The sequence below is a fragment of the Nocardia rosealba genome, from assembly GCF_020216065.1.
In the GTDB taxonomy this organism is placed as follows: Bacteria; Actinomycetota; Actinomycetes; order Mycobacteriales; family Mycobacteriaceae; genus Nocardia; species Nocardia rosealba.
This window is the reverse complement of the sequence record NZ_JAIWNA010000009.1, coordinates 106446-129502: the sequence shown is the minus strand read 5'-3', so window position 1 is coordinate 129502 and position 23057 is coordinate 106446. Positions and strand designations below refer to the sequence as shown.

23 protein-coding genes are annotated in these 23057 nt (G+C 69.3%); 16 read left to right on the top strand and 7 right to left on the bottom strand.

What is annotated here, in order from left to right:
* Positions 1-8: 8 nt before the first annotated feature.
* On the top strand, positions 9-758 hold the full coding sequence (locus tag LDL21_RS26500) for an adenosylcobinamide-GDP ribazoletransferase (RefSeq protein ID WP_225282214.1): 750 nt from the start codon (positions 9-11) through the stop codon (positions 756-758).
* Positions 759-893: 135 nt separating this feature from the next.
* Positions 894-1607 (top strand): MBL fold metallo-hydrolase, encoded by a 714-nt coding sequence (locus tag LDL21_RS26495; protein WP_067643314.1) that lies wholly within the window; start codon positions 894-896, stop codon positions 1605-1607.
* Positions 1608-1655: 48 nt separating this feature from the next.
* Here LDL21_RS26495 and LDL21_RS26490 read toward each other — a convergent pair whose 3' ends face one another.
* Complete coding sequence (locus LDL21_RS26490; RefSeq protein ID WP_225282213.1) at positions 1656-2753, bottom strand: branched-chain amino acid aminotransferase; 1098 nt, start codon at positions 2751-2753, stop codon at positions 1656-1658.
* A 26-nt stretch (positions 2754-2779) separates the two neighbouring features.
* Positions 2780-3880: a glycine cleavage system aminomethyltransferase GcvT gene (gene gcvT / locus LDL21_RS26485; RefSeq protein WP_225282212.1), complete on the bottom strand. Its 1101-nt coding sequence runs from the start codon at positions 3878-3880 to the stop codon at positions 2780-2782.
* A gap of 101 nt (positions 3881-3981) precedes the next feature.
* Between gcvT and LDL21_RS26480 the strand changes: the two genes are divergently transcribed.
* The 3 genes from LDL21_RS26480 to LDL21_RS26470 all read left to right on the top strand — a co-directional run bounded on the left by LDL21_RS26480 (position 3982) and on the right by LDL21_RS26470 (position 6540).
* On the top strand, positions 3982-4161 hold the full coding sequence (locus LDL21_RS26480; RefSeq protein ID WP_133734234.1) for a hypothetical protein: 180 nt from the start codon (positions 3982-3984) through the stop codon (positions 4159-4161).
* Between the two features lie 94 nt (positions 4162-4255).
* Positions 4256-5806: a bifunctional phosphatase PAP2/diacylglycerol kinase family protein gene (locus LDL21_RS26475; RefSeq protein WP_225282211.1), complete on the top strand. Its 1551-nt coding sequence runs from the start codon at positions 4256-4258 to the stop codon at positions 5804-5806.
* A gap of 89 nt (positions 5807-5895) precedes the next feature.
* Positions 5896-6540 carry a nucleotidyltransferase domain-containing protein gene (locus LDL21_RS26470; protein WP_225282210.1) on the top strand — a complete coding sequence of 215 codons (645 nt, stop codon included), beginning with the start codon at positions 5896-5898 and terminating at the stop codon, positions 6538-6540.
* Here the strand turns inward: LDL21_RS26470 and LDL21_RS26465 are convergent.
* Positions 6530-7561 (bottom strand): glycoside hydrolase family 18 protein, encoded by a 1032-nt coding sequence (locus LDL21_RS26465; RefSeq protein ID WP_225282209.1) that lies wholly within the window; start codon positions 7559-7561, stop codon positions 6530-6532. The genes LDL21_RS26470 and LDL21_RS26465 overlap by 11 nt on opposite strands.
* Positions 7562-7680: 119 nt before the next feature.
* Here LDL21_RS26465 and LDL21_RS26460 point away from each other — a divergent pair, with 119 nt between their 5' ends.
* Positions 7681-7932, top strand: a complete 252-nt coding sequence (locus LDL21_RS26460) for a hypothetical protein (RefSeq protein ID WP_067643043.1) — start codon at positions 7681-7683, stop codon at positions 7930-7932.
* A 51-nt stretch (positions 7933-7983) separates the two neighbouring features.
* On the opposite strand, the gene LDL21_RS26455 is transcribed toward LDL21_RS26460, so the two are convergent.
* Both LDL21_RS26455 and msrA read right to left on the bottom strand, forming a co-directional pair.
* Positions 7984-9057, bottom strand: a complete 1074-nt coding sequence (locus tag LDL21_RS26455) for a hypothetical protein (RefSeq protein WP_225282208.1) — start codon at positions 9055-9057, stop codon at positions 7984-7986.
* Between the two features lie 118 nt (positions 9058-9175).
* The gene (gene msrA, locus LDL21_RS26450; protein WP_225282207.1) at positions 9176-9688 is read right to left on the bottom strand and encodes a peptide-methionine (S)-S-oxide reductase MsrA; all 513 of its coding nucleotides are present in this window, start codon (positions 9686-9688) and stop codon (positions 9176-9178) included.
* A 200-nt stretch (positions 9689-9888) separates the two neighbouring features.
* On the opposite strand from msrA, the gene LDL21_RS26445 reads away from it, so the two are divergent.
* The 3 genes from LDL21_RS26445 (at position 9889) to LDL21_RS26435 (ending at position 13915) form a co-directional block, all read left to right on the top strand.
* Positions 9889-10305: a carboxypeptidase-like regulatory domain-containing protein gene (locus tag LDL21_RS26445; protein ID WP_225282206.1), complete on the top strand. Its 417-nt coding sequence runs from the start codon at positions 9889-9891 to the stop codon at positions 10303-10305.
* A 104-nt stretch (positions 10306-10409) separates the two neighbouring features.
* Complete coding sequence (locus LDL21_RS26440; protein WP_225282205.1) at positions 10410-12365, top strand: GMC family oxidoreductase N-terminal domain-containing protein; 1956 nt, start codon at positions 10410-10412, stop codon at positions 12363-12365.
* A 38-nt stretch (positions 12366-12403) separates the two neighbouring features.
* Complete coding sequence (locus LDL21_RS26435; RefSeq protein WP_225282204.1) at positions 12404-13915, top strand: leucyl aminopeptidase; 1512 nt, start codon at positions 12404-12406, stop codon at positions 13913-13915.
* On the opposite strand, the gene LDL21_RS26430 is transcribed toward LDL21_RS26435, so the two are convergent.
* Positions 13916-14266, bottom strand: coding sequence for an oxidoreductase (locus tag LDL21_RS26430; RefSeq protein ID WP_225282203.1), 351 nt, complete (start codon positions 14264-14266; stop codon positions 13916-13918). It lies immediately after the preceding gene.
* A 257-nt stretch (positions 14267-14523) separates the two neighbouring features.
* Here LDL21_RS26430 and sucB point away from each other — a divergent pair, with 257 nt between their 5' ends.
* From sucB to LDL21_RS26405, 5 genes are all read left to right on the top strand, one after another.
* Positions 14524-16272 (top strand): 2-oxoglutarate dehydrogenase, E2 component, dihydrolipoamide succinyltransferase, encoded by a 1749-nt coding sequence (sucB, locus tag LDL21_RS26425; RefSeq protein ID WP_225282202.1) that lies wholly within the window; start codon positions 14524-14526, stop codon positions 16270-16272.
* Between the two features lie 12 nt (positions 16273-16284).
* A complete protein-coding gene (locus tag LDL21_RS26420; RefSeq protein ID WP_225282201.1) occupies positions 16285-17181 on the top strand; it encodes a TIGR01777 family oxidoreductase in 897 nt (298 codons plus the stop codon).
* An 8-nt stretch (positions 17182-17189) separates the two neighbouring features.
* Positions 17190-17696: a GNAT family N-acetyltransferase gene (locus LDL21_RS26415; RefSeq protein ID WP_305082693.1), complete on the top strand. Its 507-nt coding sequence runs from the start codon at positions 17190-17192 to the stop codon at positions 17694-17696.
* Positions 17697-17802: 106 nt separating this feature from the next.
* On the top strand, positions 17803-19146 hold the full coding sequence (locus tag LDL21_RS26410) for a TIGR01777 family oxidoreductase (protein ID WP_225282199.1): 1344 nt from the start codon (positions 17803-17805) through the stop codon (positions 19144-19146).
* A 384-nt stretch (positions 19147-19530) separates the two neighbouring features.
* On the top strand, positions 19531-19977 hold the full coding sequence (locus LDL21_RS26405; protein ID WP_225282198.1) for a hypothetical protein: 447 nt from the start codon (positions 19531-19533) through the stop codon (positions 19975-19977).
* Here LDL21_RS26405 and LDL21_RS26400 read toward each other — a convergent pair.
* Positions 19959-20885, bottom strand: a complete 927-nt coding sequence (locus LDL21_RS26400; RefSeq protein WP_225282197.1) for a MerR family transcriptional regulator — start codon at positions 20883-20885, stop codon at positions 19959-19961. The genes LDL21_RS26405 and LDL21_RS26400 overlap by 19 nt on opposite strands.
* A gap of 258 nt (positions 20886-21143) precedes the next feature.
* Between LDL21_RS26400 and LDL21_RS26395 the strand changes: the two genes are divergently transcribed.
* Together LDL21_RS26395 and LDL21_RS26390 are read left to right on the top strand one after the other, a co-directional pair.
* The gene (locus LDL21_RS26395) at positions 21144-21740 is read left to right on the top strand and encodes a lipocalin family protein (RefSeq protein ID WP_225282196.1); all 597 of its coding nucleotides are present in this window, start codon (positions 21144-21146) and stop codon (positions 21738-21740) included.
* Positions 21737-23053, top strand: coding sequence for a cryptochrome/photolyase family protein (locus LDL21_RS26390; RefSeq protein WP_225282195.1), 1317 nt, complete (start codon positions 21737-21739; stop codon positions 23051-23053). Before LDL21_RS26395 ends, LDL21_RS26390 begins: the two co-directional genes overlap by 4 nt.
* The last annotated feature ends 4 nt before the right edge of the window (positions 23054-23057 follow it).

Here is a 23057-nt window from a genome sequence, read left to right as displayed (position 1 = left end):
GAAACAGTGTGAACGCCGCGCGATTGGCGATCTCCTGGCTCACTGTCGCACCCGTTCGCGGTCCGGCGCAGGTCGACCGGGCCGTCGCGGGGCGGGCGATCACGCTCGCGCCGCTGGTCGGACTGCTGCTGGGCGGCGGGGTGGCCGGGGCGCTGTGGGTGTTCGAGCGGGCCGGACTCACCAGCGTGCTCGCCGGCCTGCTCGCCGTGGGGCTTCTCGCCCTGTGCACGCGCGGTATGCACCTCGACGGGCTCGCCGATACCGCCGACGGGCTCGGCAGCTATGGGCCGCCCGAGCGGGCACGCGAGATCATGAAGTCCGGTGCGGCGGGGCCGTTCGGGGTGACGGCGTTGATCTTCGCGATCGGGATTCAGGCGTTCGCCTTCGCCGCGCTCGTCGACGAGCGGCGATGGGCGGCGATCGTGCTCGCGGTGACGCTCGGCCGGGTCGCGGTGGTCATCGCCTGCCGACATGGCGTTGCGGCCGCTCCGGGGTCGGGTTTCGGCACCCTGGTCGCGGGCACCCAGCCGGTCACCGCAGTGACCTTCTGGTCTGCCCTCGCCCTCTGCTGCTCCGTATTCGTCGTTCCCGGCAACTTCTGGCTCGGCCCCGTCGTCGTCCTCACCGCCCTGGCCGGATCGGTTCTGATCACCCGCCACTGCGTGCGCCGCTTCGGCGGCATGTCCGGTGACATTCTCGGCACGACGGTGGAAATCACGACTTCTCTTGCCGCCCTTGGCTTCTCGCTGACATTCTGACTCCCCGCCGCACGACTATGTGAAACCAGCACTGTTCACAAATGGGGTGCTCGCCGGTTGTGCGCTCCCACAGACCGCCCGGTCATCGGTACTCGGGTGCATCGCCAGCACACCGGTGGCAATACAGTGGAAGACATGTCTTCCGAGCGCCTCTACTTCCGTCAGCTGCTGTCGGGCCGGGATTACGCCGTCGGCGATCCGATCGCGACACAGATGCGCAATTTCGCGTATCTCATCGGCGATCGGGAGACCGGCGAGACCCTTCTCGTCGACCCCGCCTACCAGGCCGCCGACCTCGTCGAGGTGGCCGCCGCCGACGGCATGCGCGTGAGCGGCGTGCTGGCCACCCACCATCACCCCGACCATGTCGGCGGAACCATGCTCGGCTTCACCCTCGGCGGTGTGCGCGAACTGCTGGAGAAGACCAGCGTGCCCGTCCACGTGAACAAGCACGAACTGGACTGGGTCGCCAAGACCACCGGTATCGCCCCGAGCGAACTGACGGGCCACGACAACGGCGACACCGTCTCGGTCGGCGCCTTCGACATCGAACTGCTCCACACCCCCGGCCACACCCCCGGCAGCCAGTGCTTCCTGTTCGACGGCCGCCTCATCTCCGGCGACACCCTGTTCGTCGACGGCTGCGGCCGCACCGACTTCCCCGGCGGCGACTCCGACGAGATGTTCCGCAGCCTGCGCCACCTGGCCGGGCTGAACGGCAATCCCGTCGTCTACCCGGGCCACTGGTACTCCGAGGCGCCGAGCGCCGAGCTGTCCTCGGTCCGCGACAACAACTACGTGCTGCGTCCCCAGTCCCTGCAGCAGTGGCAAGCCCTGATGCCGGGCTGACAAGCGAAAAGAGCGGGCCCACACCGGGGCCCGCTCTTTTTTCGCCGATTACAGCTTGCGCATCCACCCGTGGGTGTCGGCGAACGTGCCGCGCTGGATACCGGTGAGCGTGTCGCGCAGCGCCATCGTCACCTCGCCGGGCTCGCCGCCGCCGATCGCGAATTCGCCGTCGTGGGAACGCACCCAACCGACGGGGGTGATCACGGCGGCCGTTCCGCACGCGAAAACCTCACTGATCTCACCGGATTCGGCGCCCTTGCGCCATTCCTCCACCGAGACCTTGCGCTCCTCCACCGGGTAGCCAGAGTCGGCGGCCAGGGTGAGCAGCGAGTCGCGGGTGATGCCGGGCAGCAGCGAACCCGACAGTTCCGGGGTCACCAGCCGCGCCTGCGACCCGGTGCCGAACACGAAGAACAGGTTGTTGGTGCCCATCTCCTCGACGTAGCGACGCTCGCAGGCGTCCAGCCACACCACCTGGTCGCAACCCTTCTCGGTGGCCTGGGCCTGGGCGAGCAGGGAGGCGGCGTAGTTGCCCGCCACCTTCGCCTCACCGGTACCGCCGGGTGCGGCGCGCACGTATTCGGTGGACAACCACACCCGCACCGGCTTCACACCGCGCGGGAAGTACGCGCCCGCGGGCGAGGCGAGCAGCAGGTACTTGTAGGCGGCGGCCGGCTTCACCCCGAGACCGGCCTCGGTCGAGAACATGAACGGACGCAGGTACAGCGAGTCCTCACCACCGGCGGCGGGCACCCAGTCGGCGTCCACCTCGAGCAGCTGGCGCACCGACTCGATGAACAGCTCCTCGGGCAGCTCCGCCATCGCCATGCGGGCCGCCGAACGACGGAACCGAGCCGCGTTGGCGTCGATGCGGAAGGTGGCGATGCTGCCGTCGGGCTGACGGTAGGCCTTGAGGCCCTCGAAGATCGCCTGTCCGTAATGGAAGACCATGGTGGCCGGATCCATCGACAACGGACCGTACGGCTCGACCCGAGCGTTGCCCCACTGACCGTCGGTGTAGTCGATCGACACCATGTGATCGGTGAAGTACCGCCCGAAACCGGGCGCCGCCAGTACCTGTTCCCGCTGCTGCGCCGAGATGGGCGCGGGGTGCGGAATACGGGTGAACTGTGCAGCGACTGTCATGACGTGATCCTATCGGGCGGTAACTATTACTTGGTCTTGGTGTCGACGAACGGCGGCTTGACCACCTCGCAGCGCAGCCTGCGCCCGCGCACATCGACCTCCACCTCGTCGCCGGGTGCGAGCTTCGCGTCGGTGTCGAGCAGGGCCAGCGCGATGCCGACCTTCAGCGAGGGCGAGAACGTGCCCGAGGTGGTCTCCCCGACCGGTTCGCCGTCGCGCAGGACGGTCTGGCCCTGGCGCAGCACACCTCGGTCGAGCGCTTTGAGACCGAGCAGGGTGCGGCGCGGTCCGTCGGCCTTCTCCTTCGTCAGCGCGTCCTTGCCCCAGAACTGCGGCTTCTGCCAGCCGACGGCCCACCCGGTGCGAGCCTGGTTCGGAGTGATGTCGAGGGAGAGTTCGTGGCCGTGCAGGGGGTAGCCCATCTCGGTACGCAGGGTGTCGCGGGCACCCAGCCCGGCGGGCTGACCGCCCGCGGCGCGGACCTGTTCGACCAGCGCGCGGAACACCGGTTCGGCGTCGTCCCATTTCGGCAGCAGTTCGTAGCCGTGTTCGCCGGTGTAGCCGGTGCGGCACACGCGTACGGGCCGACCGTCCCATTCGGCGTCGGCGTAGGCCATGTACTCCATGTCGGTGGGCAGGCCGAGCGCGGCGAGTACCTCGGTGGACTTGGGTCCCTGCACCGCGAACACCGCGTACTCACGGTGTTCGTCGGTGACGGTGATGCCCTCGGGTGCGGTCTTGCGCAGTTCGGCGACGACCGCGGCGGTGTTCGCGGCGTTCGGGACGAGGAACACCTCGTCGTCGCCGACGTAGTAGGCGATCAGGTCGTCGATCACGCCGCCGTCCTGCGCGCAGCACAGCGTGTACTGCGCCTTGCCCGGGCGGATGCGGCCGAGATCGTTGGTCAGCGCCGAGTTCACGAACTGCGCGGCGCCGGGCCCCGCCACCGTCGCCTTGCCCAGGTGACTCACATCGAACAGGCCGACGGTCGTCCGCACCGCGGTGTGCTCGCCGACGGTTCCCGCGTACTGCACCGGCATCTCCCAGCCACCGAACGGGGCGAAGGTCGCCCCCAGTTCGACATGAACGGCATGGATGGGGCCTTCGAGCAGGACGTTGTCGGTCATGGCAGCGAGCTTATCCGGCGGTCACGACATCGCGGCGTGCCCCTGCATTTGGGGGCTCTCACCAGCCATCTCGGCACGCCGGAGCATGCGAGGATCACGCCATGAATCTCCGTAGACCCATCTCCGTCCTGATGCTCGCCGGCGCGTCGGTGCTGCTGACCCAGCCGGTCGCGCACGCCGAGACCGGCAGCAGCCAGATCAATGTGGGCTGCATCCTGCAGTCGCTGTCCGGCGAGAGCCCCACGGCCGACTGCAACCCGTCCCCGATCCCGGTCCCCTGATCGGGAACCGTCGTGACCCGGCTTCGAGGGGTGCACGGGTCGCGACGGTCGCGAGCGAAAGATGAAGACGGGCAACGGCGGTAGTGTTCTCGGTGTGAGTGATCTGCCCCGCGCCCGGTTCGGTCATGTCGCCCGGATGGACGAGACCATGAGCCGGGCTGTGTCCCGCATTCCCGAAACCGCCATCGATCGCGGCATGCTGCGACTGACCCGCTCGGCGAACACGGGCGGGCTGTGGTTGGCCACGGCTGCGGTGCTGGCGGCCAAACCCGGTCCGCCGCGCCGGGCCGCGCTGCGCGGTGTGATCGCCCTGGCGGGCACGAGCATCGCGGTGAATCTTGTGCTCAAGACGCTGATCCCCCGGCGCAGGCCACCGGCCGAGCTGATGCCGCACGGGCGCAGACTCGTCGACGCGCCGGTGTCGTCGTCGTTCCCGTCCGGGCATAGCGCCAACGCCGCCGCGTTCGCGACGGCCGTCGCGCTGGAGAGCCCGCGCACCGCGCTCGCCGTGGCTCCCGTCGCCGCCGCCGTCGCCTACTCGCGCATCCACACCGGCGCGCACTGGCCCTCCGACGTGCTGGTCGGTGCGAGCGTCGGCACCGCCGTCGCGCTCACCACCCGCCGCTGGTGGCCGATCCGCGAATCCGACGAGGCCGAGGCACACGCCGTGCAGGACGCGCCGATCCTGGCCGACGGCAAAGGCCTTGCGCTGCTGATCAATCCGCGCTCCGGTGACTCCACCTACGACCCGACCCCCGATATCGCCGAGGCCCTGCCCGCCGCGAAACTGCTGCACACCGTGCCCGGTCGCGACGCCGCCGAGGTACTGCAGGAGGCTATCGACCCGTCGGTGCTCGCGGTCGGCGCCGCCGGTGGTGACGGCACCATCGCCGCGGCCGCCGCCGTGGCGATCCGCAACGACCTGCCGCTGGTCGTCGTCCCCGCGGGCACCCTCAACCACTTCGCGCGCGACCTCGGCGTCTACGACCTGCGCGAGGTGGCCGACGCCACCGGTGCGGGCGAGGCCGTGGAAGTCGACATCGCCGCAGTCGAATTCGACACCCCAGAGGGTCCGCACACCCATCACCTCATCAACACCGCCAGCGTCGGCGCCTACCCGGAGCTGGTCCGGTTGCGGGAGAAGTGGGAGGACCGCTGGGGCAAGTGGCCCGCGTTCGCCGCGGCCCTCGTCGTCACCCTGCGCCGGGCCGAACCGATCCACATCCGCATCGACGACCGCTGGCACGACATGTGGTTCCTGTTCATCGGCAACGGCCCCTATCATCCGCACGGCGCGGTGCCCGCGTTCCGGTCCCGCCTCGACGAGGGGCTGCTCGATGTGCGCTGGCTACGCGCCGACGTGCGGTTCTCCCGGACCCGTGCGGTGATCGCGTTGATGCTGGCCGCGATCGGGCACAGCCGGGTGTACGGCGAACGCCAGACCCACGAACTCACCATCACCTCGAAGTCCCCGATCGCGGTGGCCGCCGACGGTGAGGTGGTCGGCACGGCGAGCACCCTGCGGTTCTCGGTGGCGGGCCGGGTGACGGTGTACCGCCGCGACGAGGAGAACCCGCGCTGGGAGAACCGGGCCCGCCCGCATCACCGTCGTCCGCTGGCCTGGCTCACCGATCGGCGTCGCTGAACCGGGTTTCTCACGAACCCGTCTCACCTCGATCACCATCGCCCACAACAACCTTGCGCCACCCTGTCGGACTGTGCACATGATGGATCATGAGCTTTCCGGACGGTGGACGTCCGATCACCGCGTTCGAAGCAGACCGCCGCTGGGACCCCTGGACGCCGAGCGTGGTCGCCGCCCGTCTCGCCGACTGCACGGCGCCGTGGGCGGTGGCAGGCGGGTGGGCGCTCGACCTGTTCGCCGGGGCCATCTCGCGCGCCCATGCCGACATCGAAATCGCTGTTCCCCGAGCGGCTTTCCCGACGATCGCGGCGGCATTTCCCGAATACGAGTGGGATGTCGTCGGTGACGGCACGCTGTGGTCGTTCGCGGCCGCCGCCGACAACGCCGACCTGCACCAGACCTGGTTGCGGGACCCGTTCACCGGCGCCTATCACCTGGACGTGTTCCGCGAACCGCACGACGGCGACATCTGGATCTGCCGACGCGACCCCAGCATCACCCTCCCCTACCGCGACCTGATCCGCACCACCCCCACCGGTATCCCCTACCTGGTCCCCGAAGCGGTCCTGCTGTTCAAGGCGAAAGCCGACCGCCCGAAGGATTCCGCCGATTTCCACCACGTACTGCCGCTGCTCACCCCGGAACGCTCGACCCGGCTGCACAACTGGCTGACCCGAGTCCACCCCGGCCACCGCTGGCTCGCCGAACTACCGGCCCCTTCGGCTACGCAATGACGCACCACCCCTGCCGGTAATCGGCCCAATCCTGAGGCGTAGCAGCGAAATCCACATACAACGCCACCCCGAAGTTCGCGCGGCCCACATCGGTGCGCGTCTGCCCTAATCGGATCCCACGCACCGCCGCCGCCACTGTCTCGGCCGCCCCGTGATGGCCGGGATCGTCGGCCCAGAACGCGGGTGCGCCCATCAGCAGATCGACCTCCGCGGGCGTCACCTCCAGCGCCAGCTCCGTCTGCTGCGCGACGTAGCCGCTGTAGAGCGCGCGCGTAGGCATCGCGGTGTCGTAGGACATCACCGCCACCTGATCGACCCGCCGCGCCACCTCCGCGAAATACGCCTGGCTCCACCACTTCCCGTGGTCAGCCACCGCGATCCCCACCGCATGCAGCCCGGGAAGCGGATCGATCACCGGCGCCGACACCGACAAGGTCACCCCGGCGGCCGCGGTCATCACGCGGGTCTGCTCGAGCAGTGCCAGGTACCCCGGCGACCCCGACCGGATGGGTTCGAGGTCATAGTGCACACCGTCGAACCCGTAGTCGAGCACCCGCCGCGCCGAGGCGACCACCCGATCCCGCGACGACGCCGATTCCACGTCGAGACCGTCGAATTCGGGCTGCACGATATCGCCGAGCCACGATTGCACGCGGATACCGGGCAACTTCGTGTGCACCGCGTCGACGAACCAGCGCGCCCTGGGGGCCAGGTCGTCGCGCAACGACCCGTCGTGCTCCAGCGGACCCGTATGGACGTACAGATCACGAATGCCGGTACCCGCCAGCAACTTCGCGAGCCCGTCGATATCGGCGTCGGTGCGGCGCCCGTCGACCCAGGCGTGGCCGAGCCAGAACGCGTCCTTACCCCGGGTTCGCGCCTGCTCGGATTGCTCACCGACGTTGTACACCAGCAGCGCGGTGAGTATGCCCGCGACCGGCACCGATACCACCGCCACCAGCGCGAGCACGACGACGAGACCACGCATCCACCACGACCACGCCCGCCACTTCCCCCGCATTGTCCCTCCCCCGATCGACGACGCCCCGATACTACCGGCAGGTACCGACAGGGAAATTTCCGGCAAATCGCCCATGCGTGAAACACTGTGCGCCGCTGTACAACTGAACGGAGCACCACATGAAATTCGCCGTCACCCTCGGGTCCGCCGCTGTCGCGGCCTTCGCCTTCGCGATCGCGACCCCGGCCGTGGCCAGCGCCCAGCAGTCCTCGGACTGCCACGGCTCGTACTCCCCCTGCCTACCCATCGTCAGCGACGTCGACTGCGAGGGTGGCAGCGGCAACGGCCCCGTCTACACCGGCAAGGTGAAGGTCATCGGCCCCGACGACTACGGCCTCGACCGCGACGGCGACGGTTACGGCTGCGAGTAGACAGCACGAGGGGCGTGCGATGACGGATCATCGCACGCCCCTCGGCGTAGATCAGCGGTTCTCGGGCCTGCCCCAGCCCTCGTCGTCGGGCTTGCCGAGATCGGGCCCCGAGCCTGGGCCGCCGTAGCCGCCGCTACCGGTCCCCGGGCCGCCGTAACCCTGGTCACCGGCACCCGGACCGCCATAGCCGGGCTGCTGCCCGCCTGCACCCGGACCGCCGTAACCGGGATCGCCGGGCTGCTGACCACCGTATCCGGGCCCGCCGGGCTGCTGACCGAAGCCGGGCTGGCCGTATCCGGGCCCGCCGGGCTGTTGCCCACCGAAGCCGGGCTCACCGTAGCCACCCGCACCCGGAGCGCCGTATCCCGGCTGCTCACCGTATCCACCGGCCGGACCACCGTACGGCGGGTAACCCGGATCGGCGACGCTCTGACCGCCGACCACCGGCCCACCGGTGATCACCCGGTAGGCGTAGGCCGTCGCCAGCACCGACAGCGGAATCGACACCAACAGACCGAGGCCACACAGCAACGCGCCCACGATATTGATGCCGAACAGCGCGAGCGCCAGCAACAGCAGCGGCCCCGCATTGGCGGAGATCGCGGAAAAGCTCGACTTGATCGCGGTGATCGCGTCCTGGTTCCGGTCGAGTACGAAGTAGAGCGTGAACCAGGTGAAGAAGGCGATCACGATGCCGGGCAGGATGCACAGCACGAAACCGATACCGGTGGCGATACCGACGAGCAGCGAAGCCACGATGATCGCGCCGACATTGGTGAACTTGAAGAATTCACCGAATCCCGGTTTGCGCCCGTCGGTTTCGTCCAGTGCGCCACGCACCATCGCCGCGGAGATCAGATAGCCGACGACGGTGCTCACCACACTGCCGATGAACTGCCAGACACCGAATCCGATGCTGAAGTTGCCGCTGTAATCGGTGTCGGCGGAATTGCCGAGCCCGAAGATGAAGTTGAGCGCCACCTGGATCACGGCGAAGATCAGGACGATACCGATCCAGACGACGACGTTGTTCTTGTATTTCTCCCAGGCGTACCCGAGAGCGGCGCCTACGCTGAGATCCGGTCTCGCCGGAGGATATCCGGGTTGCTGCTGTCCATACGTCATCCGAACCGCATCTCCTCATCGTCTGCGGCGACCGCGGCCGCCGTCATGAGTCATACCGATCCGGCGTCATCGCGCTCACGCCGACATCGCCGATCATGGCATATGTCGGCGTCGCTTATCAGCTCACATTCTCGCGTTTGGGCAATTTCCATCCCGGACGCGGGAAATGGCAGGTGTAGCCGTCGGGATAGCGCTCCAGATAGTCCTGATGTTCGGGCTCTGCCTCCCAGAATTCCCCGGCCGGGGTGACCTCGGTGACCACCTTGCCCGGCCACAGCCCGGAGGCGTCCACGTCGGCGATGGTGTCGAGCGCGATGCGCCGCTGCTCGTCGTCGAGATAGAAGATCGCCGATCGGTAGCTCGAGCCGATGTCGTTGCCCTGCCGGTCCTTGGTGGTCGGGTCGTGGATCTGGAAGAGGAATTCGAGCAGCGCGCGGTAATCGGTCCGCTCGGGGTCGTAGAGAATCTCGACGGCCTCCGCGTGACCGGGATGGTTGCGGTAGGTCGGGTGCTCGTTCTCGCCACCGGTGTAACCGACGCGTGTCGACAGAACCCCCGGTTGACGGCGGATCAGGTCCTGCATACCCCAGAAGCAGCCACCGGCCAGAATCGCCTTGCGGGTCTCGCTCACAGATCCTCCTCGATGAGAGCTCGTGGTCGCACGTACAGCGCACGACCGTGGGAGTAGAACGCCGGATTCATCCCCGGAATTCCGCTCAGTACAGTCTCGCCCCGAGAGTTCACGCAACACCAACCCCAGTGTTACCCACATTCGAGGAGGAATACGGCGCAATGCCACGGTTCGGGGTTTCACAGTGTTCGGCGATCGCAGTGATCGCGACAGCTCTTCTCACGGGCACGGCCGGCGGTGCCCTCGCCCATCCGGGCGGTCCCGACGACACCGTCGGCCAGACCACGACCAGCTGCGAGCAGGGCGGTGAAACGCTGTACGACGACCGGTACACCCGCGCGGCGGCCGGCCAGATCGATGCCGTGCTGGTCGCGGCGGACACGCGCGCACCGATCGCGGGCGGCAAGGTGGTGCTGATCGGCGTCGACGCCTGTGGCGATTCGATCCACCGCCACCTGTTCACCGGCAATTCCGGCCAGGCCAGTTTCCGCGGCCTGCAGCCCGGCCGCTATCAGCTCACCGCCTATACCAGCGACTCCGACGTACAACCGATCACCTCCACCGAGGTCGCTCTCGACACCCCGAGCACCAAGACGGTCCGCTTCGTCGCAGGCTGACGGTTCGGGCCGGGCATCCGTCCGGCCCGAAAACCGTTGACGCCCAGCGCGTTCACCCCGTCCGTGATAGACATCACCCGAAGTGGAAAAGGGGTGGTTTCCTCATGGAACCGACGGCCGCACAGCGCGCGACGCTCGCCGCGATCTGCAACACGTTCATACCGGGTGACGAGACCGGACTACCCAGCGCCGCCGAGCTCGGCGCGGTGGAAACCATTCTCGCGATTCTCGGCCGTAACCCGCGCGAGGCCGACCGCAAGCAGTTCGCCACCCTGCTCGACCTGTGGGACACCCGCGCGTTCGGCGCGCTCACCGGTACCGGTTTCCGGCGGTTCTCCACCCTGTCGCAGGCGCAGCGCGAGGCGGCCCTGCTGCGGCTCGCGGATTCCCGGCTCGCCCCGGTCCGCGCGATCTTCCAGGCCTTGAAACAGGCCTCCCTGCTGGCGTACAACGTCACCCCCGGCCCGACCGGCACGAATCCGCTGTGGGAGCGGATCGGCTACCCGGCACCGACCGGCCCCGCCCCCGACGCCGCGGCACCGGAGCTGAAGCCGGAGCGGTTCACCCGGCCGACCACGCTCGACTGCGATGTGGTCGTCGTCGGATCCGGCGCCGGTGGTGGCACCGCGGCCGCCGTGCTCGCGCGGGCCGGGCTCGATGTGGTCGTGCTCGAGCGCGGAAACTACTACGACGACAAGGACTTCGGCGACGGCGAACTCGCCGCGCTGACCACCCTCTACGCGGCCGGCCCCGCGACGACGGCGGAAGGCCAGCTCACGCTGGTCGCGGGCAGCTGTCTCGGCGGCGGAACCGTCGTCAACTGGAGTACCTCGCTGCCGGTTCCCGACCGTGTGCGCGCGGAATGGGCCGACCTCGGCGTCCCCCAATTCGCCGGTGACGAGTTCGGGGCGGCGCTCGACGTGGTGAGTGAGCGGATCGGCGTCACCCGCGCCAAATCGCCGATCTCGGCCCGCGACGGCATTCTCGAACGCGGCGCGCGAGCGCTCGGCTGGGACGTCGACACCCTGCCGCGCAATGTCGGCGACGCCTGCGACGCGGCGATCGAATGCGGTCGCTGCGGCTACGGCTGCCGACTCGGCGCCAAGCAGTCGGCGACCAAGACCTGGTTGCGCGACGCCGCCGAGCACGGCGCCCGGCTGGTCGTCGACGCCGACGTCCGCACCGTCACGGTGAAAGCCGGTCGGGCGGAATCGGTATCGGCCCGCACCTCCGACGGGGTCGAGATCACGGTGCGCGCCCGCGCGGTCGTCGTCGCCGCGGGTGCCGTGCAGACGCCCGCGCTGCTGCGCCGGTCGGGTCTGCGCAACCCGAATATCGGCCGCCACCTGCGTCTGCATCCCGCGGCCGCCGTGTTCGGGGTGTTCGAGGACGAGATCCGGCCCTGGGAGGGAGCGCTGCAGGCGCGGATCAGCAGGCACCACGCCGACCTCGACGGCAACGGCTTCGGCGTCATCTACGAGACCGGCCCGGTGCACCCGGGGCTGGCCACCGGGTTCATGAACTGGCGCGGCGCACGGCAGCATCGCGACGCCATGCTCGAATTCGCCCGCACCAGCTCCATCGGTGTCATCACCCGCGACCGCGACCCGGGCACCGTCGGCGTCGATCGCAGCGGCGAGCCGGTGGTGAAATACCGGCTCTCCGACTACGACGCCGCCCACCTGCACACCGGCATCGTCGGCGCGGCGACCATGCTCGAAGCCGCAGGCGCGCAACGCATCTACTCCGGCCACCAAGCGGGCATCTCCTTCACGCCCGGCAAGAGCGGGTCGCTCGCACAGTTCGAGGCCGCTTGCCGACAGGCCGGATACGGCCCGGGACGCTGCTCGATGGGCGCGCTGCACATCATGGGCTCGGCCCGGATGGGCGGCACGGCCGAGCAATCCGCGACAGATCCGGACGGCGCCACCTGGGACGTCGGCAACATCGTCGTCGCCGACGGCTCCTGCTTCCCCACCGCGCCCGGTGTGAACCCGATGGTGACCATCGAGGCGATCGGGTACATGAACGCGACGCGGCTCGCGGCGAAGCTCACCTAGCCGTGCGGCCCCGAGCGCCGACCACATAATCTGGGTCGATGACCGCTGTTGCAGATCGTTCACTCGGACCGGAACTGGCACGTATCGAATCCCTCACCGCGGATACCGATGTGCTGGTGATCGGCTTGACCTCCTCGGAGAACGGACCGGCCATCGCCCCGGCCGACCTGTTCGGCGACGTGCTCACCCCCGAGGTCCGCACGGAGCTGCTCGACGCACTCGGCGCGGTCGGCGCCAAGGGCAAGCCCGAGGAACTCACCCGGGTGCCCGCACCGGCGGCGCTGGACAACGTCACCAGCGTGCTCGCCGTGGGTCTCGGCGCGGCCGAGAAGGTCGACGCCGAGCAGGTCCGCCGCAGCGCGGGCGTCGCGGCGCGGGCGCTGTCGGGCACCGAACTCGTCGCCACCACCCTGTCCGGCATCGATCTCGGTGCCGCCGCCGAGGGCTTCTACCTGGGCGCCTACACCTTCTCCGCGTTCAAGTCGGCCAAGAGCGCGCCCAAGCCCGACGAACAGCCGGTGGTCCGCGTCGAACTGCTGGTTCCGGAACCGGAATTCGGGGTGCTGGAGCTGCTGCGCGCCCAGCTGGTCGCCGAAGCCGTCGCCACCGCACGCGATTTCGTGAACACCCCGCCGAGCGCGCTGTACCCCGCCGAGTTCGCCGACCGGGCCCGCGTGCTCGCCGAAGCCGCCGGGCTCGAGGTGGAGGTGCTCGACGAGAACGCGTTGGCGGCAGCCGGTTACGGCGGCATCATCGGCGTCGGTCAGGGTTCCTCACGCCCGCCGCGGCTGGTGCGCATCACCTATGCGGGCGGGCCCAAGAAGGTCGCGCTGGTCGGCAAGGGCATCACCTTCGACACCGGCGGTATCTCGATCAAGCCCGCCGCGAACATGGAGAACATGACCTCCGACATGGCCGGTGCGGCGGCGGTCATCGCGACCGTGCTGCTCGCCGCGCGCCTCGGTCTCCCCGTCACCGTCACCGCGACCGTGCCGATGGCCGAGAACATGCCGTCGGCCACCGCGCAGCGCCCCGGCGACGTGCTCACCCAATACGGCGGCACCACGGTCGAAGTCATCAACACCGATGCCGAGGGCAGGCTCATCCTCGCCGATGCCATCGTGCGCGCCGTCGAGGACGAACCCGACTACCTCATCGATGTCGCCACCCTCACCGGCGCGCAGATGGTCGCGCTCGGCACTCGCACCCCGGGCGTGATGGGCACCGACGAGTTCCGCGATCGCGTCGCCGAGGTCTCGCGCGCGGTGGGCGAGAACGGCTGGGCCATGCCGCTGCCGAGCGAACTGCGCGCGGACCTGAACTCCAAGGTCGCCGACCTGGCCAATGTCACGCCGCACCGCTGGGGCGGCATGCTCGCGGCGGCGCTGTTCCTCAAGGAATTCGTCCCCGAGGGTGTGCAGTGGGCCCACTTGGACGTGGCCGGTCCGGCCTACAATACCGGCGGACCGTTCGGCTATATCGGCAAGGGCGGCACCGGTGTCCCGGTGCGCACGCTCATCGCGGTGATCGAACAGATCGGCGCGGAGTAGTCACTCCTCCAGCTCGGCTTCACGGGCCCGCCGCTGCTCGATGCGGCGGCGGGCGTCGAAGTCGCGCATCCGCTGGGGATAGCCCGTCTTGGTCACGTCGTACACGGGAACCCGCAAGGTGTCGGCCAGGCGGCGCGCGCCGTGCTCGCCGACGATCCGGCGCGTCCATTCGCCGTCCGCCGCCACCAGGACCGCTGTGACATCGGTCACAGTGGTCTTGGGTTCGACGAATGCCTCGACTCCGTGGCGCGCCCGCGCCCACTGCGCGAGCGCGCGCACCTCCGAGGCGTTCTCGCGCGCGACTGACCTGCTCCGGCCCCGCACCCCGCGGAAACGATCCAGCAAACCCACCGGCTCAGCCCTTCTGCTTTCCGACGGAATTCTGCTCACCGCCGTACATTCCATGGTGCCAGCTCCGCACGGATTGCCGCCCAGCGCCACAGACGCGACGGGCGAGTGCAAGGATGGTTGCCGGAACAAGAACCAACGATTCCCGGGAGTCCCGCCACACGGTCGGGGTGGACACACGCCGCGACCCGCGGCGCAATGCCCGCCGGGGTCGAAGCACTGTTGTATTACCCGTCGAACAGTCAGAGGAGTCAGAGGACATGGCCTTCTCCGTCCAGATGCCGGCTCTTGGTGAGAGCGTCACCGAGGGAACGGTGACCAGGTGGCTGAAGCAGGAAGGAGACACGGTCGAGGTCGACGAACCGCTGCTCGAAGTCTCCACCGACAAAGTCGACACCGAGATCCCGTCGCCCACCGCCGGTGTGCTGTCGAAGATCGTCGCCCAGGAAGACGATGTCGTCGAGGTCGGCGGTGAGCTCGGCGTGATCAGCGATGCCGGCGAAGCCCCCGCTTCCGCCCCCGCGCCCGCCGAGGAATCCGCGCCCGCCCCGGAACCCGAACCCGAGCCCGAGCCCGAGCCCGCCGCGCAGGCACCGGCCCCCGAGCCCGCCGCCGCGCCCGCTCAGGCCGACGCGTCGTCCGGCACCCCCGTGAAGATGCCCGAGCTGGGCGAGTCCGTCACCGAGGGCACCGTCACCCGCTGGCTCAAGGCCGTCGGTGACGAGGTCGCCGTCGACGAGCCGCTGCTCGAGGTCTCCACCGACAAGGTCGACACCGAGATCCCCTCGCCGGTCGCGGGCACGCTGCTCGAGATCTCCGCGCAGGAGGACGACGTCGTCGCCGTCGGCGGACAGCTCGGTGTGATCGGCAGCGGCAAGCCCGCCGCCGCCTCCGCGCCGGAGCCGAAGCCCGAGCCCAAGCCCGAAGCCGCGCCGGCTCCGAAGCCCGAGCCGAAGCAGGAAGCGGCACCGGCTCCGAAGCCCGAGCCCAAGCCGGAGCCCGCCCCCGCGCCGAAGCCCGCGCCCGCCGCCGCGCCCGCGCCAGCGCAGGCCGCGTCGGCAGGTAACGGGAGCACCCCGTACGTGACTCCGCTGGTGCGCAAGCTGGCCGAGGAGAACGGCGTCGACCTGTCGAGCCTCACCGGTTCCGGTGTGGGCGGACGCATCCGCAAGCAGGACGTGCTCGCCGCCGCCGAAGCCAAGAAGGCACCGGAGCCCGCGCCCGCCGCCGCCCCGGCCCCCGCCGCGGCCCCGGCCAAGCAGACGGCGGCTCCGAAGCTGGCCGGTCTCGTGGGTTCCACCCAGAAGGCGAGCCGCATCCGGCAGATCACCGCGACCAAGACGCGCGAATCGCTGCAGACCACCGCGCAGCTGACCCAGGTCCACGAGGCCGACGTCACCAAGATCGCGCATCTGCGGCAGCTCGCGAAGGCCTCGTTCAAGAACCGTGAGGGCGTCAACCTGACGTACCTGCCGTTCTTCGCCAAGGCCGTCGTCGAGGCCCTCGGTGTGCACCCGAACGTGAACGCCTCCTACAACGAGGACACCAAGGAGATCACCTACCACGCGTCGGTGCACCTCGGTATCGCGGTCGACACCGAGCAGGGTCTGCTCTCGCCGGTCATCCACAACGCCAGCGACCTGTCGCTGGCCGGGCTGGCCCGCGCGATCGCCGACATCGCCAACCGCGCCCGCAACGGTGGTCTCAAGCCCGACGAGCTGTCGGGTGGCACCTTCACCATCACCAACATCGGCTCCGAGGGTGCGCTGTTCGACACCCCGATCCTGGTTCCGCCGCAGGCGGGCATGCTTGGTACCGGCGCGATCGTGAAGCGTCCGGTGGTCGTCACCGACGAGACCGGTGGCGAGTCCATCGGTGTGCGTTCGATGGTGTACCTGCCGCTCACCTACGATCACCGGCTCATCGACGGTGCCGACGCGGGCCGCTTCCTCACCACCATCAAGCACCGGTTGGAAGAGGCGGCGTTCGAGGCCGATCTCGGGCTGTAGCAGGTCATTTCGATGAAGGTGGTCATCGCCGGTTCGTCCGGGCTGATCGGGACGGCGCTCGTCGCGGCTCTGCGCCGCGACGGGCACGAGGTCTCCCGGCTGGTGCGCCGCGCTCCCGCGGCACCGGACGAATTCGCGTGGGATCCCGCGCGCGCCCAGCTCGACGAGCGGGCGTTGCGCGGGGCCGACGCGGTGGTGAATCTGTGCGGCGCGAGTATCGGTGCGCGCCGCTGGAACGGCAGCTACAAGCAATTGCTGCGGGACAGCCGGATCACCCCCACCGATGTCCTCGCCACGGCGGTCGCCGCCGCGGGCGTGCCGACGTTGGTGAACGCCAGCGGCGCGCAGTACTACGGCGGCACGACCGGCGACTCGATCGTCGACGAAACCGCTTCCAGCGGAACAGGTTTCCTCGCAACGCTGTGTCGGGACTGGGAAGCAGCCACCGCGCCCGCCACCGACGCGGGAGTGCGCACGGTGCTGGTGCGCAGTGCGGTGGTGCTCGCCCGCAACGGCGGCATGCTGAGCATGTTGCATCCGCTGTACTGGCTCGGACTCGGTGGCCGTTTGGGCAGCGGGCGCCAGTACACGCCGTGGATCTCTCTGGACGACGAGGTGGGCGCGATCGTCTTCGCGCTCACCCATCCCGACCTGTACGGGCCGATCAATGCCGTCGGCCCGGCTCCGGTCACCAATGCCGAATTCACCCGCGCGCTGGGTCGCGCCCTGCATCGTCCCGCCCCACTCATCGTGCCCGCGTTCGCGTTGCGGACGGCGGTCGGTGAGCTCGCGGACGAGGCGCTGCTCACCGGCCCACGGGCCATTCCCGCCGCACTGGAAAAGGCGGGTTACACCTTCCAGCATCCGACCATCGGCGCCGCGCTCGCCGCTACCGTCGGCCGATCATGAAGGCGCCCATGCTGATTCGCGACGCCGACAAAGCCGACCTGCCGACCGTGCTGGAGATCCACAACGCCAATATCGCCGAGTCGACCGCGATCTGGGACACCGATCAGGTGGATCTCGACGACCGGCTCACCTGGTTCGCCGACCGCACCGCGGCGGGGATGCCGGTGCTGGTCGCCGAGATCGACGGTGAGGTGGCCGGTTACGCGTCCTACGGGCAGTGGCGGCCCAAAACCGGCTACCGGTATTCCGTCGAGAACTCCGTCTATGTCGGTGAGCGTTTCCAGCGTCGCGGTGTCGCCACCGCGCTGCTCACCGAGTTGATTGCTCGCGCAACGGATTCCGGACGCGTGCATGCGATGATCGCCGCCATCGAGTCCGGCAACGCCGCATCGATCGTCCTCCACGAACAGTTCGGGTTCCGGGTCGTCGGCGAATTGCCCGAGGTGGGTCATAAATTCGGTCGCTGGATGGATCTCACGCTCATGCAGAGGTTGTTCCCTCTCGAACCGCGCTGACATTCCCCAGCCTTTCACCGGCGGGCCCGGAACTCCGGCAGGCCCGGAGTCGCGAAACGATGCTTGAACGCTTCATCGTCTCTCCGGGGACGGCTACAGTCGGGTTATGGGCATCGACTGTTCGAGCGTTGTCACCGCACCCCGTGCCGAGGTGTTCCGCTGGTTCGAGCGGCCCGGCGCGTTCACCCGATTGGCGCCGCCGTGGCAGCCGGTGCGGCTGCTGGCGGAATCCTCCGACCTTGCCCGTGGCGCCGCAGTCCTCGGTCTTCCCGGTGGCTTGCGCTGGATCGCCCGGCACGACCCCGCGGCCTACGATCCGCCCGTGTCTTTCGCCGACGAGGTGGCCGTCGACGGTCTGGCCTCGGCGCCGCTCGGCCGCCTGCTGCCGTGGCGGCACACCCACGAATTCGCCGAGGTCGACGCCGAGCACACCGCGGTGATCGACCGCGTCGACACCCCGATCCCCACCCGCTTGCTACAGCCGATGTTCGACTATCGCTATCGCCAGCTCGCCGGTGATCTCGCGGCTCACCAACGTGCCGCCGCAACAGGTTTCGCCGCGCGGACGATCGCGGTCACCGGAGCGTCCGGGTTGGTCGGCACCGCCTTGTGCGCGTTCCTGTCCACGGGTGGGCACCGGGTGATCCGCCTGGTCCGCCGCCCGACCAACGACCCCGCCGAACGCCACTGGAATCCCGACGATCCCGCACCGGACCTGCTGAATGGCGTCGACGCGGTCGTCCACTTGGCAGGCGCCGGAATCGCCGGCCGCTTCACCGACGAACACCGCCACGCGATCGCCGACAGCCGCATCGGCCCCACCCGCGCCCTCGCCGAAACCGCCGCCCGCTGCGGCGTCCCCACCTTCGTCTCCGCCTCCGCCATCGGCTACTACGGCTACGACCGCGGCGACGAGGTCCTCACCGAGAACTCCACCCGCGGAGACGGTTTCCTCGCCGACGTGGTCGCGGCCTGGGAGGCGGCAACCGAACCCGCCGCACACGCCGGTGTCCGCGTGGTCCGCATCCGCACCGGTATCGTCCAATCCCCCGCAGGCGGCACCCTGCGCCTGCTGCGCCCCCTCTTCACGGCCGGCCTCGGCGGCCGCATCGGCCCCGGCACCCAGTGGCAGTCCTGGATCGGCATCGATGACCTCCTCGACATCTACCACCGCGCACTCTGGGACACCGCACTCGTCGGACCGGTCAACGCCGTCGCCCCCAACCCCGTCCGCAATACCGACTACACCCAAACCCTCGCCCACGTACTGCATCGCCCCGCCCTCCTACCCGTCCCCTCCTTCGGCCCCGCCCTACTCCTCGGCCGCCAGGGCGCCCGCGAACTCGCCGAAGCCGGCCAACGAGTCACCCCCACCCGCCTGACCGCCGCCACCCACCCCTTCCGCACCCCCGACCTCGAACAAACCCTCCGCCACCTCCTCGGCCGCTGACCCAGAGGCACCCGCCGGCAGTTCAAGCCCTGAACGAGTGCAGTCCGGACAGGCAAAGACTCTGCTCGACGTCGAACCATTCGAAGGTGGTGACCCGCCGGAACCCGAGGCGGGCCGCAAGTTTGAGCGAGCGCTCGTTGGCCGACTCCGTGGCAAGCGTCGTGAGCCTTCCGCAACACCACTCGCTCCGCGCTGATCCGAACGACGACGGACAGCATCGGCTTGTTCATATGTCTTCCCACCCGAGACATCGGTCCATCAGATCATGTTGCGACGTCGGCCGTTTCGTTCGTGAATCTCGACGGCAAGCTGAGGTGGTTCGGGTGGGGCCGGCTGATGTCGACCCATTGCTCGTGGGCGGTTGCCGCGCTTACGGTGTCTGGTATGGCGCTGATCGAGCTCGAGGACTTGCCCGCGGCAACTAATGCTGTCTTTCGTCGGCGAGCTCGCGCTGCCGGCTTACCGGTGCTGGAGTATGTGCGTCGAGAGCTGATCGCGCTGGCGGGGCGTCGTGTGCCGCTGGACGCCGTGGTGGACTTCCTGGCGGAGGAGCGGCCGGGGCATCCGGGGCCGGAGATCGATTCCGGCGCAATGGCATTGCTTGATGTCTACGATCTCCCGGCGGAAGCCTGGAGTGTTTTCACCGGTCGCGCGGCCGCAGCGGGGATGCCGCTGAGCGATTACGCGCGTCGGGAGCTGATCGCGCTGGCGCGACGCAGCGCGGTCGATGACGCGATGCTCGAATTCCGTGAAGCCATGGAACGGGACCCGGGCCTGCTCATCGACATGGAGGCAGCGGCCGCCTCCGTCCGTTATTCGCGTGGTCTGTAGATAGCCGACCGGGCGTCATTGTCGTTGAATTGCAGCGGCTTCGGTGTCGGCGAGTCGAGAGGGTCGGCACCGAGCAGGGCGACCGCCTCGGCCAGCCCGTCGACGCGCTGCACCTCGGTCGGCAGCAGCACCTCCTGCCAACCCGGCCCGCCGACGAACACCCGCGCCCCGGCGGCTACGCCCGCAACGACTGCCGACGTCAATGCGGTGGATTCCCGTTGTGACCAGAGCAGGACCAAGGTCGGTCCGCTCGGCCTGGCCAGTGCGTCGGCCAGGGCGACGGTCGGTACGTCCGCCCCGAGCATGCGCGCGCCTACTCCCTGTTCCGCCAAAGCGGCACGCAGCACTTCGAGAGGGAGCGAATGGGTTTCGCCACCTGTGCAGGCCAGCAGGATGGTGTGGTCGGTGCGGGCGTGCGGGGCCTGGGTGCGCTGCATGACCGACGTGATGCACCACGACAGCAGGTGTTCGACGTCGATGCAGCCTTCTCCGCTGCTCTGACGCGCCACGACATCGGCGAAGGCGGGCCGGCACAACCCGTCCCAGGTTTCCACGATGCCTACCGCGCGGACATGCGCCTCGAGCAGAGCGACCACCCGACCCGAGTCGAGCGCGAAGGCCGCCTCGAGCAGCGGCATGCGATCGCCGGGCAGTACAGCGATGCCGCGCACGGCGGCGGCGGCACCGGCCGGGCTCGCGCCGTCACGAATCAGCGCGAGCATGCGTTCGAGGGCGGCGATGTCGGCTTCGGTGTAGAGGCGGTGCTTGCCCGGGCGATCCTGTGCGGGACCGATGTCGTAGCGCCGATTCCAGCTGCGCAGGGTGGCAGTCGGAATCCCGAGCCGGTCCGCCACGGCGCGCACCGTGTAACCGGCCGCATCGGAGACAGGGGCTGAACCGGCGGACATCGCTCCATTCTTGCCGATAACCCGATCATCCCGCCTTACCGACGTGGCACGACGCCGTCCTGCGAAGCCGTCGCTCACTGAACGCGCGCCCTCTTTCGCTGCCAGCAAACCTCTCGCACGCACCCAGAAAAGCGGCATCGACGGGCGTCGATACGGCCGAAGTCGTCCGACTGTTGACGCAACCCGCCTCGGCTCGATGAATCATTTATGCATCGTTTCTTGGTACGCTGTCGGTACCGACGATTTCGAGGAGTCATTGTGCGTATCGCCCTAACGTCCGCGTTCCGCCGTTCGGCGGCGACCGCCTTCGTCGCCCTTGCGGTCACCGCCTTGTCCTCGGCCACGGCGGCCGCGGCGCCCCCGACTCCCGTTCCGTCCCTCGATCTGGACCGGTACCTCGGCGTCTGGCACCAACTGGCCGCCGTACCCCAGCCGTTCAACCTCGCGTGCGCGCGTGACACGACCGCCACCTACTCGCTGGACGAGCAAGGCGATGTCGCTGTGCACAACCGCTGCCACACCTGGTCGGGCGGCATCGACGAGATCCGTGGCACCGCCACCGTCACCGACCCCGCCACGAACGCCCAGCTGAACGTCTCCTTCCCCGGCGTACCCGGCCAGGACGGACAAACCAACTACATCGTCACCGCGCTCGGCCCGGAGTACTCGTGGGCGCTGGTCACCTCGCCGAGCCGCCTGTCCGGTTTCGTCCTGTCCCGCACACCCACCCTCGACGCCGCCGCCTGGGACGACATCCACACCGCGATCGAGGCGGCAGGCCAGAACACCTGCCTGTACTTGACCACTCCGACCACCGGCGGGCGCGACGACATCGCCCCGCTGTGCACCCGATGACCGTCTCGATCGCCCTGTTCACACGCGACCTGCGCCTGGCCGACAACCCCGTCCTCGACGCCGCCCGCCGGTCGGCCGACACCGTCGTGCCACTGTTCGTCGTCGACGACGAAATCGTGCCCGCCCGCTGTCCACCCAACCGGGCGGCTTTCCTCGCGAGCGCACTGACCGAACTCGACGCGGGCTTGCGCGACATCGGTGGCCGCCTCGTCGTGCGCCGTGGTCACGTCGCCACCGAGGTCGCGCGGGTTGTCGCGGAAACCGGCGCGAAGTCGGTGCACATCGCCCAGGACGTCAGCGCCTTCGCTACCCGACGCGAAGACGCCCTGCGCGCCGCGCTGTCGAACTGCACCGTGCACCCACACTCGGCCGTGATCACCGCCGTCGACCCGTCGGCCCTGGCACCGGCCACCGGCCGCGACTACTACGCCGTGTTCACCCCATACTTCCGCCGCTGGGTAGACACCCATCGACGCCGTCCACTAGACAGCCCCCGCGAGCTCGCCGTACCCGACGTCGCCAGTGCGGCAATACCTTCCGTCGCCGAGCTGTCCCCCGACCAACCCTCCCCGAACTGCCCGACCGGCGGTGAGACCACCGCCCGCGCGCTCTTGAACAAGTGGCTGGCGGGCCCGATCGACGACTACGCCGACTGCAACGACGACCTCGCCGCCGACGCCACCTCGCACCTGTCGCCGTACCTGCACTTCGGCTGCCTGTCCCCGGTAGAGGTCGTGCACCGCACAGACCTGTCCACCGACGGCGGTCATGCCTTCGCCCGGCAGCTCGCGTGGCGCGACTTCCACCATCAGCTGCTCGCCGCCCGCCCTGACACGGCGTCCACCAGCCTTCGCCCCGGCCCGTTCGCCGTGCGCCGAGACCCCCAGGCGGTCACCGCCTGGAAGGAGGGCCGCACCGGTTACCCGATCATCGACGCGGCGATGCGTCAGCTCGTCACCGACGGCTGGATGCCCGGCCGCGCCCGCCTCATCACGGCGTCGTTCTTCACGAAGACCCTGCGCCTGGACTGGCGGATCGGCGCCGCCCATTTCCTGCACTGGCTGGTCGACGCTGATCTGGCCAACAACCAGCTCAACTGGCAGTGGGCCGCAGGCACCGGTACCGACACGCGCCCCAACCGCGTCCTCAACCCCCTCCGCCAGGCCGACCGTCACGACCCCGACGGCACCTACGTCCGCCGCCACCTCCCCGAACTCGCCCACCTGCCGGGCGGCACCATCCACCGCCCGTGGCGCGTGGACCTGCCCGGCTCCACCTATCCCGCACCGCTGGTCGACGTCGCGGGCATGTGACCCC